Annotated in this window: 17 protein-coding genes; 7 read left to right on the top strand and 10 right to left on the bottom strand. The window is 45.0% G+C overall.

Annotation, left to right across the window (positions count from 1 at the left end; all coding sequences use genetic code 11):
• Positions 1–81: 81 nt before the first annotated feature.
• Positions 82–1,578 (bottom strand): MFS transporter, encoded by a 1,497-nt coding sequence (locus ABD960_RS20950; protein WP_345334470.1) that lies wholly within the window; start codon positions 1,576–1,578, stop codon positions 82–84.
• Between the two features lie 420 nt (positions 1,579–1,998).
• Between ABD960_RS20950 and ABD960_RS20945 the strand changes: the two genes are divergently transcribed.
• Genes ABD960_RS20945 through ABD960_RS20920 form a run of 6 tightly spaced genes read left to right on the top strand, consistent with a single transcriptional unit; the run spans position 1,999 to position 7,910 of the window.
• The gene (locus tag ABD960_RS20945; RefSeq protein WP_345334468.1) at positions 1,999–3,162 is read left to right on the top strand and encodes a zinc-dependent alcohol dehydrogenase; all 1,164 of its coding nucleotides are present in this window, start codon (positions 1,999–2,001) and stop codon (positions 3,160–3,162) included.
• A 29-nt stretch (positions 3,163–3,191) separates the two neighbouring features.
• Entirely contained in the window at positions 3,192–3,986 is a 795-nt protein-coding gene (locus ABD960_RS20940; protein ID WP_345334466.1) for an SDR family NAD(P)-dependent oxidoreductase, read from the top strand.
• Between the two features lie 29 nt (positions 3,987–4,015).
• A complete protein-coding gene (locus tag ABD960_RS20935; protein ID WP_345334464.1) occupies positions 4,016–5,017 on the top strand; it encodes a glycosyltransferase family 4 protein in 1,002 nt (333 codons plus the stop codon).
• Positions 4,983–6,275, top strand: a complete 1,293-nt coding sequence (locus ABD960_RS20930; RefSeq protein WP_345334462.1) for a glycosyltransferase — start codon at positions 4,983–4,985, stop codon at positions 6,273–6,275. Before ABD960_RS20935 ends, ABD960_RS20930 begins: the two co-directional genes overlap by 35 nt.
• A gap of 4 nt (positions 6,276–6,279) precedes the next feature.
• Positions 6,280–6,843, top strand: a complete 564-nt coding sequence (locus ABD960_RS20925; RefSeq protein WP_345334460.1) for a D-glycero-alpha-D-manno-heptose-1,7-bisphosphate 7-phosphatase — start codon at positions 6,280–6,282, stop codon at positions 6,841–6,843.
• Positions 6,840–7,910, top strand: coding sequence for a glycosyltransferase family 9 protein (locus tag ABD960_RS20920; RefSeq protein WP_345334458.1), 1,071 nt, complete (start codon positions 6,840–6,842; stop codon positions 7,908–7,910). Before ABD960_RS20925 ends, ABD960_RS20920 begins: the two co-directional genes overlap by 4 nt.
• Before the next feature lie 83 nt (positions 7,911–7,993).
• Here the strand turns inward: ABD960_RS20920 and ABD960_RS20915 are convergent, their stop codons facing one another.
• The 9 genes from ABD960_RS20915 to ABD960_RS20875 form a co-directional block, all read right to left on the bottom strand.
• Positions 7,994–8,800, bottom strand: coding sequence for a helix-turn-helix domain-containing protein (locus ABD960_RS20915; protein WP_345334456.1), 807 nt, complete (start codon positions 8,798–8,800; stop codon positions 7,994–7,996).
• A 34-nt stretch (positions 8,801–8,834) separates the two neighbouring features.
• Positions 8,835–9,806, bottom strand: a complete 972-nt coding sequence (locus tag ABD960_RS20910) for an aldo/keto reductase (RefSeq protein ID WP_345334454.1) — start codon at positions 9,804–9,806, stop codon at positions 8,835–8,837.
• Positions 9,807–9,936: 130 nt separating this feature from the next.
• Complete coding sequence (locus ABD960_RS20905; protein ID WP_345334452.1) at positions 9,937–10,431, bottom strand: hypothetical protein; 495 nt, start codon at positions 10,429–10,431, stop codon at positions 9,937–9,939.
• Positions 10,432–10,451: 20 nt separating this feature from the next.
• Positions 10,452–11,372, bottom strand: a complete 921-nt coding sequence (locus tag ABD960_RS20900; RefSeq protein WP_345334450.1) for a transporter family protein — start codon at positions 11,370–11,372, stop codon at positions 10,452–10,454.
• A gap of 12 nt (positions 11,373–11,384) precedes the next feature.
• A complete protein-coding gene (locus ABD960_RS20895; protein WP_345334448.1) occupies positions 11,385–12,437 on the bottom strand; it encodes a cytochrome-c peroxidase in 1,053 nt (350 codons plus the stop codon).
• Positions 12,438–12,448: 11 nt separating this feature from the next.
• Positions 12,449–13,279 (bottom strand): MbnP family protein, encoded by an 831-nt coding sequence (locus ABD960_RS20890; protein ID WP_345334446.1) that lies wholly within the window; start codon positions 13,277–13,279, stop codon positions 12,449–12,451.
• Between the two features lie 155 nt (positions 13,280–13,434).
• Positions 13,435–13,809 carry a hypothetical protein gene (locus ABD960_RS20885; RefSeq protein WP_345334444.1) on the bottom strand — a complete coding sequence of 125 codons (375 nt, stop codon included), beginning with the start codon at positions 13,807–13,809 and terminating at the stop codon, positions 13,435–13,437.
• 94 nt (positions 13,810–13,903) lie between these two features.
• Entirely contained in the window at positions 13,904–14,080 is a 177-nt protein-coding gene (locus ABD960_RS20880; protein ID WP_345334442.1) for a carbohydrate porin, read from the bottom strand.
• 14 nt (positions 14,081–14,094) lie between these two features.
• Positions 14,095–15,600, bottom strand: a complete 1,506-nt coding sequence (locus ABD960_RS20875) for a tetratricopeptide repeat protein (protein ID WP_345334440.1) — start codon at positions 15,598–15,600, stop codon at positions 14,095–14,097.
• Positions 15,601–15,733: 133 nt separating this feature from the next.
• On the opposite strand from ABD960_RS20875, the gene yiaA reads away from it, so the two are divergent.
• Entirely contained in the window at positions 15,734–16,201 is a 468-nt protein-coding gene (gene yiaA / locus ABD960_RS20870) for an inner membrane protein YiaA (protein ID WP_345334438.1), read from the top strand.
• Positions 16,202–16,341: the final 140 nt, after the last annotated feature.

Here is a 16,341-nt window from a genome sequence, read left to right as displayed (position 1 = left end):
TATTATAAAAATATATTAAAAGCAAAAGCCGGTATTGTACAATACCGGCTTTTGCTATCAACACTAAATTATTTTTAAATATTAAGCGGCGGTAAGCTTCCGGCGCTCACTCAGTAATTTGGTTACTTTACGCCTTACCATTGCTGATGGATTATAGATCCTGTCGGCCATGCGACGACCAAGGTTTGTGCGCAGCCTGTTCCTGAAGCCTATGCGCATGTGTACCGTCATCCGCCTGCCGGCAATCTCTCCCTGCTCCTTAACACGGCCCAACATTTTTAATGATGCCAGCGCTAATAATCCGCCAATCACAAAAAAGTAACTCCAGCCCTGCAGGTGCAACAGTTGTATCTGGTTTATGCCTGCGGCGCTTTTTAGATCTATCGTCCACACTAATTCATTCGTGGCAAAAAAGTCGGCGAGCAAACCGGCAATCATCGGCGCAATGGTGGATGAGAATGCTACCAGCATATTTTTTGTAGAAATGTAAGCGATCGCTTCATTATTCGGCGCCAGCTTAATGCCAATGTTTGACAATGCCAGGTTTATACCCGCGGTTGCAACACCGCTTAAAATATGTGTAACGGCTAACATAATAAGCACGATATTACCACCGGCAGCCATGCCTGTAAACGCATAGGCCATAATGCAAACCACGTATAAGGGCCCGCAAATAGCGATGATGTTTTTATTACTGAACCTGTCAGAGTATCTGCCCCAAAGCTTGATCGAAAAAATGCTGCTTAACTGCCCGGCAATACCCAAGGCAATAATGTACGCAACGGGCAGGCCAAGCGTTTTCATCATGTACACAGCAAAAAACGGAGTTGCCAGGTTAAGCGCGAATGCCCACAGCGAATTGAAAACAAGCAAATTCCTGAAGTTTTTATTTTTTAGGGGCTTGCCAAAAAGCGTAAATAACTTATCGTTAATCAACTCGCCCTTTGGCTCGGGTGTGCGTAACAGCAAGCCTACGCTAACCATGCCCAATATACCGCCCAACATAAACAGCACGTTATAGGCCACAATTTCCTGCTGCGGATAATGCGTTTTTACATAATCAATACCTATTGCCGTGGCCAGGCTCAGCGTAACATTCAGTGTTTGTGCCATGCGGCTGCGATGCGAGAAAAAGGCACCCAAACGCTCGCCCGGAATCAAATCCTTCATCCAGGAGTTCCACGCCGCGCCGCCTATATCGCCAAATATGTGCTGAAAGAAGAGCAGCAATATAAGTACCTGCACCGTGGTACCACCACTAAAAATAAACGGGATAACACCAATGGCCAATATGGGCAACCGCGCCAAAAAGTTAAACAGCGCGGTAACCACTTTTCGGTTGTTAAAACGCTGCACCATCCAAATGGCCGCCAGTTGGAACATAGTGGTAAACGTAGGCAAGGCAGCCAATACGCCTAACTGAAAGTTAGTAGCACCCATGTGCAAAGCCATGGCTGTTAAAAAAGTGCCACTGGTAAAAACCACCATGGCTTCGGCCGAAAGGCCGTCGGCAATTACAAGGTTTAAACCTTGTTTAAGCTGCCCGGACGAAATGTTGTTTGACGGACGTAAATTCATTGTCATGCATCCATAGGGATGCCCGCTTGTTTAATCAATAGTTTAAATAGGGAACAAACTAATAAGCTTGCGTTAGCACAACTGCAAAGAGCCTGCCGTAGTATATTTTTAAGGCAAATATTCCAACTCCAACTTAAAATCAAACTTAATCAATGGTTAATTAGCCTGATTAAAACTGCCAAGGGAAGATGAGTGAATATATTTCCCCAATTTGAGGAACGGAATGAGGAAATCGCTTCTACATTATTTAAACCAAATTTTTAGTAATAATAAAAAGCGCACGCCACTTATAGATGAAAATATGGGCTCTTGAAGCCACTTAAATTTTAATAATATAAATTTTCATACTAATTAAATATTTTAAAACATATTACACAGAAGCGCTGTTCAGTAAAAGAAGTTACCTATAACTCAACACCTATGAAAGCAGCAGTGTTCCACAAACCCGGCGACATCAGCGTTGATACCGTTGATGATCCGCGCATATTACATCCCGGAGATGTTATCCTTAAAGTTACCTCAACAGCTATTTGCGGCTCGGACCTGCACATACTAAGCGGTGGCGTACCGCAAACAACCGATTTGATAATGGGCCATGAGTTTATGGGCATTGTTGAAGAAGTTGGCTCAGGCGTAACTAAATTAAAAAGGGGCGACCGCGTTGTTGTTCCGTTCCCTATCGCTTGCGGTAGTTGTTTCTTTTGCACACATGGCGCATCTCCGCATTGCGAAAATTCCAACTACGAGCATTACGGACCTGAGGGTAACCTCACCGATAAAAAGGGTGGTGCTCTGTATGGATACACCGACCTGTACGGCGGTTACTCCGGCGGACAAGCGGAATATGTACGCGTGCCTTATGCTGATATAAGTCCGCGGGTCGTACCGGATAATTTAACCGATGAACAGGCGCTTTTCTTAACAGATATATTCCCAACCGGATGGTCGGCTATTGATTGGGCGCAGCTTAAAGGTGGCGAAGTGGTTGCCATTTTTGGTTCAGGCCCCGTAGGCTTAATGGCGCAAAAAGCCGCCTGGCTGAACGGAGCAAGCCGGGTAATTGCCATTGACGTGGTTGATTATCGCCTGGAAAAAGCTAAAGCGGTAAACAATGTTGAAACGCTGAACCCAAATAATGTCGACGTAGTGGAAGCCATTCGCCAAAAAACAGGCGGACGCGGTGCTGACGTTTGTGTTGACGCCGTTGGCTTTGAACCCGACCGCAGTTTTATGGACAGGGTAAAATCTGCCGTAAACTTCGAAGTAGGCAGCATGAAGGTACTCGATATGTGCTTTGAGGCTGTACGCCGTGCCGGCACAGTAAGTATTGTTGGTGTTTACGGGTCGCCTTATGATAACTTCCCGCTCTTCCGCATGTTTGATAAGGGCATAACTGTAAAGCAGGGCCAGGCTCCGGTTTTAAATTATATCGATCATCTGATTGAACTGGTGCGCGATGGCAAAGTGGTGCTTGACGACATCATCAGCCACACCCTACCATTGACCGAAGCAGCAAAAGGCTACGAAATATTCCAGAAAAAACAGGACGACTGTACCAAAGTAGTGCTAAAACCCGGCCTGTAATCAGTAAAACCAATTAAACAGAAAAAACTATGTCAAACAAAGGAAAATATGCATTGATAACCGGTGCCTCTGAAGGTATTGGTTATGAATTGGCCAAACTTTTTGCTGCCGATGAATTTAACCTGGTTATCGTATCGCGCGATCAGCAGCAACTAAGTAACGTAGCCGCCGAATTGAGGCAGCATAACATTGAGGTTATTACTATCACGAAAGATTTATTTGAACGCCAGGCAGCTTTTGATCTTTATGATGAAGTAAAGGCAAAAGGCATCACTGTAGATATTTTGGTTAACAATGCCGGACAAGGTGCTTATGGCTTATTTAAGGATAATGATATACAGCGCGAACTGGGTATCATCGACCTTAACATTGCTTCGCTTGTTATTGTGACCAAGCTATTTTTGAAGGATATGGTTGCTCGTAACAAGGGCCGTATACTGCAATTAGCATCTATTGCAAGCCAAACACCAGGTCCATGGCAGGCAGTTTATCATGGTACTAAAGCGTTTGTACTATCATTCAGTGAAGCCATACGCGAAGAATTGAAGGACACCAACATTACCGTTACCGCATTACAGCCCGGCGCTACCGATACCGACTTTTTCAATAAAGCCGATATGCAGGATAGCCGGATTGTTCAGGATAAAAGCTCCCTATCCGATCCTGCAGACGTAGCTAAAGATGGTTATGAAGCTTTAATGGCCGGTAAGGACAAGGTAGTATCAGGCTTTAAAAATAAAGCGATGATGGCTATGAGCAACGTAACGCCCGACACTACATTGGCACACATGATGAACGAGCAGCAAAAGCCTGCCGACAAATAACCAATTCTTACAACACACCACACTTACCAATGAAAATATTCACGTGGCATATACACGGTAGCTACCTATTTTACCTTTCGCAGGGTAACTATACCATATATATACCTACAAAACCCGAAAAAACGGAAGGCTATTACGGCCGGGGCGAAACTTTTCCGTTTGGGGATAATGTAATTGAAATACCTGCTGAAGAAGTTAAACAGCATGAATTTGATTGCATTGTTTATCAAACAAATAATAATTATTTGGTTGACCAGTATGAAATATTGACTGAGAAACAACGGAATCTGCCTAAAATATACATTGAGCACGATCCGCCGCGCAAGCACCCCACGGATACCAAACATGTTGTAGACGATCCGGATGTGACGTTGGTTCATGTTACCCATTTCAACAAACTAATGTGGGACAGTAATAACACGCCTACCCGTGTTATAGAGCATGGGGTTACTACATCCGGTGTAAATTATTCAGGTGAAATAGCTAAAGGTATTGTAGTGATCAATAACCTGCCGGCCCGCGGCCGCCTGCTTGGCTTTGATATTTTTAAAGAGGTACAACAACATATACCGCTTGACCTGGTGGGGATGGGTACAGGCGAGTTTGGGTTAGGCGAGGTGCTGCATCCGCAACTGCCCGCTTTCCAGAGCCAATACCGCTTCTTTTTTAACCCGATACGATATACCAGCCTTGGCCTTGCTATATGTGAAGCCATGATGATGGGTATACCTGTTGTTGGATTAGCTACTACAGAGCTTTCGGCCGTAATTGAAAATGGCCATTCAGGATATATACATACCGACATTGGTTACCTGATAGATAAAATGAATTTATTACTTGCTGATGCTGAACACGCCCGCGAGATTGGTAAAAACGGACAGGAAGTTGCCCGCAAGCGCTTCAACATAACCCGTTTTGCTAACGACTGGGAATTATTATTTGCCGAGGTTACAAAAAAACACACCCACCGCAACGCGGTGAACAACACCATAGCCTATGGAATTTCAGCAGAAAAGAATAGCGTTTATTAGTGAGCATGCATCACCGCTTGCATCATTAGGCGGTGTTGATACAGGCGGACAAAATGTTTACGTGGCTCAACTCGCCCGGCACCTGGCATCAATGGGTTACCTGGTTGATGTTTTTACTCGCCGGGAAAATGCCCTTACGCCCGAAGTGGTTGAATTAACCCAAGGCGTCAGAGTAATTCATGTAACCGCCGGCCCGGCGAAAGTTGTTATAAAGGAGGATATTTTACCTTTTATGGATGAGTTTAAGGACAACATGATTGCCTTTATCATCAACCAGCAGGTAAATTACAACTTTGTTCATGCAAACTTTTTTATGTCGGCATTAGTGGCTATGGGCATAAAAGGGGAATTGAACATACCTTTTGTGGTTACTTTCCACGCATTAGGCCATGTGCGCAGGATACACCAGGCGGAAAAAGACAAGTTTCCGGTTGAGCGGTTAATTATTGAAGAACGGGCAGTTATGGAGGCCGACCAGATCATAGCGGAGTGCCCGCAGGATATGGACGACCTGATAAACTACTATCATGCCCCTGCCGATAAGATCAGCATTGTGCCTTGTGGATTCAGCTCAAAGGAGTTTTATCCTATTGACAAAGAGTGTGCACGACGTATAGTGAACTTACCGCAAAAGGAATTTTTATTGCTGCAGTTAGGCCGTATGGTTCCGCGTAAAGGGATTGATAATGTAATTCAGGCGCTACCTTACATCCGCTCAGCTCAAAAATCCGTAAGGCTGGTTGTAGTAGGTGGCGAAGCAGAAGTACTCGATGAGGAACATTGCCCTGAGTTTGCGCGACTGCTTAACCTGTGCCGCGATCACGGTGTTGAAGCATCGGTAATATTTACGGGCCGCAAAAACCGCGATCAGCTAAAATACTATTACTCAGCCGCTGATGTATTTATTACTACGCCCTGGTATGAGCCGTTTGGTATTACCCCGCTCGAAGCAATGGCTTGCGGTACACCGGTAATCGGCGCCAACGTTGGCGGTATTAAATATAGCGTAGCCGATGGCGAAACAGGCTGGCTTGTTGCACCGCAAAATCCGCCGGAACTCGCCAACAAGGTTAACCAACTTATTAACAACGAAGCTTTATTGCACGATGCCGGACAGAAAGCCATCCGCAGAGTTAATGAGCAATTTACCTGGGCCGAAGTAGCCAACCAAATGCAACAGCTCTACAGCAAATTACTACCTCGCCTTAAAAAGCAACCCGATTTGGTAACTGAAGAAAGCAAGCACAGAGCCGCCTAAGCAAATGAATAAAGCTGTTTTTTTAGATAAGGACGGTACACTGATACCCGACATACCTTACAATGTGGATCCGCAGCTAATCACGCTGCAGGCAGATGGCGTTGCCGGGCTGAAAAAATTACAAGACGCCGGATATCTGCTGATCATTATCTCTAATCAATCAGGTGTTGCCAGAGGTTTGTTTGAGGAAGACAAACTTAAGGCCGTTGAAAACCGGTTAACGGAGCTACTGGCGGCACACCTTATCAGCCTAAATGGTTTTTATTATTGCCCGCATCACCCCGACGGAACGTCAAGCGGCTATAATTTGGATTGCGACTGCCGCAAACCTGCACCGGGCATGTTATTAGCCGCAGCGATTGACCATAATATCGATATAAAGCAATCGTGGATGATAGGTGATATACTTAACGATGTTGAAGCCGGAAAACGGGCGGGTTGCCAGGCGATACTGATTGATAATGGCAACGAGACCGAATGGCTTACAGGCCTGATGCGAAACCCGGACTTTACCTGCATAAATATTAACCAAGCTGCTGATTTTATATTGGCCGAGCAGGAAGCATGAATTGGAGCGGCTGTAAAAATATTCTGTGCATTCGCCCTGATAATATGGGCGATTTGCTGATGAGCGGTCCGGCCATAAGAGCGTTGAAGCATACGTTTAACGCACGAATCACCGTGCTTACATCGAGTATGGCGGCAGTTATAACACCGTTTATGCCTGAGATTGATGAGGTATTAATATTTGACGTTCCCTGGGTGAAGTCATCCGTTGAAGCAGGACCTAATAATTTTGCGCAAACTGTAGAATTACTTAAAGCCCGGCAGTTTGATGCGGCGGTGATATTTACGGTGTTTAGTCAAAACCCGCTACCTTCGGCAATGCTCGCTTATTTGGCAGGTATACCTAAGGTGTTGGCTTATTGCCGCGAAAACCCTTACCAGCTTATTAATTGTTGGGTGCCCGAGAAAGAGCCTTATCAATTTATCAAACACCAGGTTCAACGCGATCTGGATCTGGTAGCATCAGTAGGTGCACACACCACCGATAGTCAATTACAGCTCAAAATTGACCAAACACTCTGGGAAAGCATCACCCAAATGCTTAACCAGGAATTAGATACCGACACTAACAAACCCTGGATGATACTGCACCCGGGAGTCAGCGAAAAAAAACGTGAATATCCCCCCCTTCAATGGGCGCTTACAGGTAAAGAACTGGTTAAAAAAGGTTATCAGCTATTAATAACAGGCTCCGCCTCTGAGCGGCGCTTAACTGATGAATTGGCTTCAGCAATCGGGCACGGAGCAGTTGCTGCTGGGGGCAAGTTTTCCTTGCAGGAGTTTATATGTCTTATAGCGCACTCGCCTTTACTGCTGTCGGTTAATACCGGCACTATCCATATCGCGGCAGCTACCCAAACTCCTGTAGTAGTTTTATATGCCCAAACAAACCCGCAACATACACCCTGGCAGGTGCCACATATTGTGCTACCTTTCAGCATACCTGATAATTTAAAGAGCAATAACCAGGTAATTGTACATCTTGATAATACCGTTTACAACAAAAGTGATCCGATGCCTCTTCCGGAGGAGATTTTGAACGCGGTAGAAGCTTTGATGGGTAATTGATTTTATACGGTTGAAGATAAGGGTTATTAGAGTCAAATCAACTCATAAAACAAAAGCCTGCGGCAAATCCGCAGGCTTTTGTTTTAAACACTGTTAGGCGTTTTACCAAAGCGCTTTTTAAACGAGTGCGAAAAGTGCGAAAGGCTCTCAAAGCCCAGGTCGAGGTAAATGGCCGACGGCTTTTTATGTTTATTTTCGATGAGACTCAATGCTGTTGTCAACCGCATTTCCTGCAGCCATTGCCTTGGCGATGTACCAAATATCTTCTGAAAATCGCGTTTAAAACCCGCCAGGCTCCTGCCGGTTAATGCCGCAAATTTCTCAACCGGTATGTTGTAGTGAAAATTGTTGAGCATGAATTTTTCCAGGTCTATTTTATAAGGTTCCGAAAAATCGAACAGTAAGGTTCTGAGCTCAGGCATCGTGTGCAGCAGTAATAAAACCGCTTCTTTAACCTTAAGCATACCAACAGCGTTAGTTATCTTTTCGTCGGGATGGTGTACGTAGGGCAATATCGACTGAAAAAAGGCCTGTAAAAACTCGTTCGGCGGAATGAGGATATTAGGTTTACCCGTATATCTTTCAGTGGTTTCAATCCCTTCTTCCAAAGCGATCTGCCTGAGCAGGTTTTCGTTCAGGCAGATGATTACCGTTTGATAGCTTTCGCCATTAATAGGGGTTTTGGTTAGCTCAGCCAACTGATTTTTACGGATCAGCAGCATCTCTCCCTTGCCCATTGATATACTTTGGCCGGTAGTTACCATATTAAACTGCCCGGATATCTGCATCACAAGGGTAGTGTGCTCCAAAAAGCACACCTTATCTTTACGTATATCAGCGTAGTACGAAAAAAAGATCACTCCCGGAATAAGCACCGTTGGGTTTAACATAGCCGTGTTGATTATTTACTCAAACTTACGCAAATTATCGCTGCAGGTAGGTACCGCCCAGTATTGCGCCGGGTGCAAATTCGGTATTCAACAGGTTCATTTCCTCGCCGGTAAATTCCACTTGCATGGCTTCTATATTTTCAGGCAGGCGCGAGCGGCGGCTCATGCTTACCAATGGCATAATATTATTCCCCAGCGCATTAACCCACGCTATGGCCAGTTGCGTAGGCGTAAGTGATTTTTGTTCGGCAATTTGCTTTAACACGTCAACCTTAGCCAGATTTTTTTGCAGGTTATCGCCCTGAAAGCGTGAAAAATGATTACGGTAATCGTTATCAGCGAGCGGGGCTTTAAGGTCGCCGGTAAGTAAGCCTTCGGCAGTGTTGGCAAACGCTACCACGGTTATGCCCAACTCGGCAGCGGCGGGCAGCAGGTCGGCCTCGATCTGGCGGTCGGCCAGTGAATAGCCTATTTCAAGCGCACTTACCGGGTACACGCTGTTTGCTTTGCGCAATTGTTCAACTGTAATTTCAGAAACGCCCAGGTAACGTACTTTACCTTCCTTAATCAGATCAGCCACGGTACCAATAATATCTTCAACCGGTACGCTGTTGTCCATCCGGCTGGGCTGATACAAATCAATCGTTTCAACACCAAGCCTAGTTAGCGAATAGTTGATGAAGTTTTTGATGGCGATAGGACGCAGATCCAAACCCAGCCATTGTCCGTTATGAAAAATGGCACCAAATTTAACGCTGATGAAGGCGTCGTCACGGCGGTCCTTCACGGCTTTACCAACCAGCAACTCGTTATGCCCGGCACCATAAAAATCGCCGGTGTTTAAAAAATTTATTCCATCATCAAGCGCCGCATGTATGGTGGCAATGCTTTCGCTTTCGTCATTTGTAGGGCCGCCCCATACGGATGACATGCGCATACAGCCCAAACCAAGTTTTGATACCTGAGGGCCATTGTTTCCAAGTGTTATTTTTTCGATGTTTTTCATTGTCATGTTTTTAACATAACAAAGTTGAACTTTTTATGTGAGCATCATTTTCCTGCATGGCTCAATTTACTTGCCTGTATGGCTCACCTTAAATTTAAAGAGCGGCGATTATAAACCGTCGCTCTTCAAATTACATTTTCATGTGATGATGCTCTCCCGTGGGCTCATCCTCTTTGAAATTGTATTGCTTCAGATAAGCGCCTGATTGCTTCAATAGCGCCTGGTAGAGGCTATCCAGCTTTATCACCTTCTTTTTTTCGCCTTCAAAATAAGCCACTGCTTCAGCGTTTGATTTACCGCTTTGCCCGGGCTCAAATTTCTGCATCCACTCGCTCATACGGTTACCGGCCGAATCTAAAACCCGACGTAAACTATCTGCTTCGCGACGAAGTAAGGCGGTATCTGTTTCAGGTTTTTCGGTTTTAACTTTTAGCAGATATGCCGGTGATGCCAGGGTATCAAGCTTCATCTTGTTGTTCATCACCTTTTCATCATCGGCCATTAGCTTATCATGCGCGGCAATTACCTCATCCCGCACTTGCTTGTAGCTGGTTTCCTGCCGGCATGCCTGCAGCAGCGTTAAGCCTGATACAAATAGGATGATTGTATATTTTAAACTCTTCATTTTTAAATCCTGATTAATTGTTAAAAAGCTACCGATAAGTGTACCATTAACCTGTTGCCTGCACTTACCCGGTTATTGGCCAACTGTTGCGAGGCCACATCCTGGTAATTGGCCCCGGCAGAAAAACGGCCGTAATTAGCTTCCAGCCCCCCTACCAATGATAGTACGTGCCCGCCGGACACATCAACGGTGTACTTCTTGTCCTCTACATCCTGTTGCGATGTTTCGTACAGCACACCCGCGTTTGGCGCCACCGTAAGTTTTTTAAAAAAACGAAACTTATAGTACAGCAATGCATTGGTAGTTAGCTTATTGCCGTAACGGTAATCATACTTGTTCGCGGTATTGATCTTGTAATTGGCATTAATGTTCAGGCCGAGATCCATCAGGCGAACATCATAAGCTGCATTCAATGTAAAATCGGCACTTGCAGTACCTAACTGAAAATTATTAGGCGATTCGCTGCTTAGCTTGCGCTCCGCGGGTTCGTACTTGCCAGTTGGAGCTTTTATACCCGCTCCTACCCATAACGAGTGCACAATTAACTGCTCGCCAACCATACCGCGTTTACTCAGCAGGTTGTAATAGCCCATTACAGCAACATCGCCTAAACCGTCCTTATAACCATCGCCGGTTTGTGCCGTGCGCTCGTTAAAGTTGTAAGGCACAAATGCCAGTACCCTGAATTTTTTACCGATGTTCCAACCGCCCCAAAGCTCCATGGTCTGGTAAGTTTCGTCAGACGTTAGCGGCGTACGCTCGCCAAAAGGCCCGAGGTGTGTTACCAGGGTTTTATGCTGGTAACGCAGGCCAATAAAGCGCTTATTATATTCAGGCAATATTCCTAAATAATAACTTCCAACGCCACAGCCGCATATATCGCAGGCTATTACAGGGTAGCTTAACAATGCTAACAGTAATATAATTAAGTATTTTTTCATAATGATTTCTTTTTATTGCTCAGCCAGATCCTTCCGGGTTATAAAACCCGGATCATCAAGCGTTTTCAGGAAAGAGGTAAGTTTGCTCCGCTCATCTGCCGACAGGCTTATGCCCTTTATGCCGCTGCTTTGCTGCAACAACGGATCAAGGTTTGGGGTGGCCTGCACCTCGCTATTGTAATGCTCAAATACAGCGTTGAGCGAAAGCAAACGCCCATCGTGCATGTAAGGCGCCGTATAGCTCACGTTGCGCAGGCTCGGCACTTTAAACTTATACCGGTCTGTGGCCTGCAGTGTAGCGGTGTATAAACCCTGGTCGTCAATTGGGCTTGGGCCAAGGCCGTTATTGCGGAATGAGCCATCGGTAAATAAAGGCTCGGTATGGCAGGTTGCGCATTTGGCCTTAAAGAGTTCGTAACCCGCCTGTTCATCTGCCGTAAAGCTTGCGCCTGCTTCTTTACGCATCGCCTTATCATACTTTGAATCCGCGCTTACGCACATCAGCATAAATTGTGATAAGGCTTTCATAAACTTTGCTGTAGTGATCTCCTCGCTACCGAACGCCGCTTTAAACATACCGGGGTACTTACTTACCTGCCTCAGCTTCACCATAACATTTTCCACGCTTTCGTCCATTTCCTCATGCGCGGTAATGGGCGCTATGGGCTGCAGGTCCAGGTCATAAATACCACCGCCCCACATAAAGGCTTTATTCCAGGCCAAGTTCATGATGGGTGGCGAATTGCGGGTGCCTAACCTATCCTCAATGCCGTGGCTTACATCGTGCCCGTGCTGGGTAAATGCTGATGATTGAATATGACATGACCCGCAGGAAATGGTATTGTTACGCGACAACCTTGGCTCATAAAACAAACTGCGGCCCAGCAAAAAGCCGGCTTCGGTGACCGGGTTATTGGCCAGTTTGTACTGCGGATCGGGAAAATTCTCCGGCTTTTTAAAACCGGAGAATGCATTTACCTTGTCTTGTTTTTCACTTTCCTTTTTACAGGCATAAAGCATCACCCCGAAACACAACAGCACTATCCATAATGCTCTTTTTTTCATGGCGATACTGATTAATTTTCGGTGTGATCATGACGGAACATTCCGGCAAAGTTACCGGCTATCTTACCGCTGAAATCGCCAAACATAACGCTGGGATGCGCAGCTATACTGAAGCTGTTGGTACCGTTAAACACTTTAAGCAGATCAACAAACATGTGGATATTACTTTCGCGGCCTTTACGTACGCGGGCAATACCGGCGGTTGTAAGGTCAATCGTAACAGTTTTAATATTGTTAATGGAAGGCGCTGAATATCCACCGAAACCACCTATATGATACTTGAACTGCTTTTTACCGGTCGGATCGCCATTGGCGTTGTTTGATACAACTTCTGAATTACCTTCCATTTTAAAGAAGATATAGCCTGAATTCCAGCTCCAGTACATACCATCTTCCATACTGCCCGACGGATCAAGCACACCGGTACGCTTGCTCACATCCATAGTACTGCGCAAACTGTCAACACCTACGATAAAGCTAATTTTGGTGTAATCGCCCTCGGGTACCTTCACTTCGGCAAAGCGGGTTTCCTTATTAGCAGCGTTTATTAAAAAATAGCTGCTGTCCTGATTTACGGTATAAGCGGTGCCATCAGCCTTGCTTACTTTAATATTGCTGATGAAGTACTGAACTTTTGAAAGGGTGAACTTTTCGCCGGCGGCGTTAGTGTATGGGCTCGCGGTGGTGTTTAGCGTGAGGGTGCGGTCGCCTACTATATTATCAAACTCTACGGAGAGCGTAGCCAGGTTTGATTCGTTAAAGTCAGGTTCAACATCAGTATTGTTTTTACTGCAAGAGGTAAACAGGGCCACACCGGCCAACAGGAATAATATTTTTTTCATGAGTATTTAAATAGCCCTTGATACAACCGTTGTTGTACCGGGATTTATGATCGATTAATTAAGAATATAATTGACGACAGGCATAGCAATGCCATGGTCAGCACATAAGGATGCCTATTGCATATATGCAGCGGCAGCAAATAAAATATAAACGATCAGGCTATTTTTGGCGGCTGGAAAATAGGCACGGCACGGTCAATAACACCCGGTGCAGGCAACTGCGGAAAAGACTTGCGCGGCATTACCCTGTCCAGTAACGAAAAGAAAGCGATGGTAGCAGGCAAAGCTTCCTGGTATTGGTTGCGCTTGTCTTCGCGCTCCTGCTTTTTTTCCTTTTCTTCGGCCTGCTTCAGTTTTTTCATTAAATAGCAGCGGCCGTTACAGTTCATCCAGGGGCGAGCCTTGTTTTCGCACAGGGTTGACGCGATGAGCTTTTGATTGACCTCAAAACCGGCGTACACAAAAAACCTGGAGAAATTAGAACCTACCAGGGCAAAAAGTAATACTATGGCTATATACCGGTTAAACATTGGCGTAAATGTAAGGATAAAGCATTGGGGCTGCAATATCCTTTTAAAAATCTAATGCGGGCATTGCCGTTAAGCATTGCCCGCATTGTTATATTTAAAACTCGGCATGTGCCTTTATGGCGAATACGTTTACCGGCCCCCGGTCCTTATTATAAGCCGGATTCATCACAAACTGGTAATCGGGGCTTATATAAAATTCATGCTGATAAGCGTTCAGTTTATAGTAAAGCCCGGCAATCAGTTCGGTACCATAATGTCGTAGTTTATGCAAAGCCGGCACAAATGTTAAATCGATGCGGCACCCATATTCTTTAACAATTGCAACACTATTTCGTGAGGTGTTTTCTTCTCCCAACATGCTACCAGCCAGGCAATAAAGCTGCGCGTGAAAATGTCGTTACTTTCAGGCCCGCTAAGCAGGCTTTGCACTTTTGTTCGGTACCTCATATCAAATATTACATCAGGCTTTAATAAATGCTGCTCAACCAGTTTTAAAAACAGCAGCACCTTACCTTCCCCCGTTTTAAGCAAGTACTTTTTATACCTCCGCCTGAAACTGCTTATCCTTGACATAGCCTGGTCAATGTTTGAGAATTGTGCCTGTATTAAAATTTCCATCAGCGTTTTGCGGATCGTCCATAGCATACCCATGTGCTTTTCGTACCAGGCATCGGTATGGGCTAGCAGTGTCAACTGCTTTACGCTGTCGCGATTATTGCACATGGCCAGCACCATAGCCAGGCAAATACGCAAATCTTCTACATCCTCAGGCTTAGATGCTTGCTTTTTAACGGATAATGACTGCTGTAAAACCCGTATCGCTTCAGGGGCATCGCCTGCAAAAAAACAATTGAGCGCGACAAGCAACTGATGGCGTAAATAATATTGCGCGTGGTGACGCTCGTCCGTTTTCATCACTACCGTCATTTTATCGAGGTAAGCTATGCTTTTTGAAAAGTCGCCTATTCGCAGATAGAAATTGGCCATAAAATACAGTATACCGATATGATAAAACAGATATGAATGCTTTTCAACTTTTAGCTTTTGAATAAACTGATCAGTTTGCGCAATATAACGCGCTATCAGCCGGTAATTCTGTTGTATAGCGGCGTATTCATTAGCGATAAAAAGGATTTGATAGATGGATTTGAAGGTCATCAAATCCTGCCGTGAGATTTTATATTTCCGGATGACCGAAACCATCAGGGACGACAAGTTAACCACCTTCCATTTCAGATGTATCTGTTGCAACTCCTGCCTTAAAAAGGCGTAAGCCATGTTCAATTTGGCCTCGCACTGCATGGCCGACTGGTTTTGCATAAACCGCTTGGTTAAAACATCCAGATCCTCGGCACCCGGCACATGCGCGTACTGCAACTTAAGCAGCAACAATTCATTGAGCATATTAAATTGTTCCAGGCTAGTAGCCAGGCGTTCCGCTTTTTCCAAACTTTTAAAGGCTATCGCCGGCATATCATTCTCTAACAAAAAGCGCCCTACAACAAGCAGCCGCAGCGCCTCATAAGCGCCTGACTGGTTACGCTCAAATGTTTTGCGGGATAGAAATAACAGCAGGCTATCCTGCAGCCTTTTACGCAAAGCATGGTAGGCATCCTTATTTTTCGCTGATTTATAAAGCTTATTTGCGTTACTTATATCGTCAGTTTCTATCAAATTCAGCAAGCGCAGATTTTTAACATCGTTACGTTTGTTTTTTTGTTGCAAAAAAGCTTTAAATAACTTCCTATCGGCATTGTCAAGTAGAGTAAGCAGAGCCGAAAGTGAATTCATATAACAAGTATTAACAAAGTAAATATAGATTTTACAAACATATATATCGTCAGTTTTTAGTTAAATATAATTTTACAGGATAACTTTTACGGCGCACATTTGCTTCCATATTAATCATTAAAACAAAATAAAAATGGAATCGCTACAACACAAAACAGAAGAGTTTTCACCACTTGCAAAACATGGCGAGAAAACCAGAAACCCGTTTAAACCAACCGGCGCTTTTATAGGCGCATCGTGGTTTGCCCTGTTAACCGGCATACTGGCCTTTATAATAGGCTTATGGAATGCCAACATGCAGCTTAACGAAAAAGGCTATTACTTTACCATACTGCTGTTTGGCCTGTTCGCCGTAATATCGGTACAAAAAAGCGTACGCGACCGGGCTGAAGGGCTTGCCGTATCTGAACTTTATTATGGCCTGAGTTGGTTTGCCACCATAGCGGCCATGGTATTATTGACCATCGGCTTGTGGAACGTAGATATGCTGTTAAGCGAAAAAGGCTTTTATGCTATGGCATTTTGCCTGAGCATGTTCTCGGCCATTGCCGTACAAAAAAATACCCGCGACGCCAAGATGTTTGAGGATAAAGAAATGTAACGTAGCGGTTACGGCCCCGCAGCGCGTTGCCTGGCAAGCCTGCGGGGTTTATTTACAGGGAGGTACAAACCTTACACAATAAAGCACTCCACCTAAACCCTTATTAACCACCTGCAAGCGCTTGCTCAAGCACTTGCGGG

The sequence above is a fragment of the Mucilaginibacter defluvii genome (assembly GCF_039543225.1).
Taxonomy (GTDB): Bacteria; Bacteroidota; Bacteroidia; order Sphingobacteriales; family Sphingobacteriaceae; genus Mucilaginibacter; species Mucilaginibacter defluvii.
This window is presented reverse-complemented; position numbering and strand designations above follow the sequence as displayed.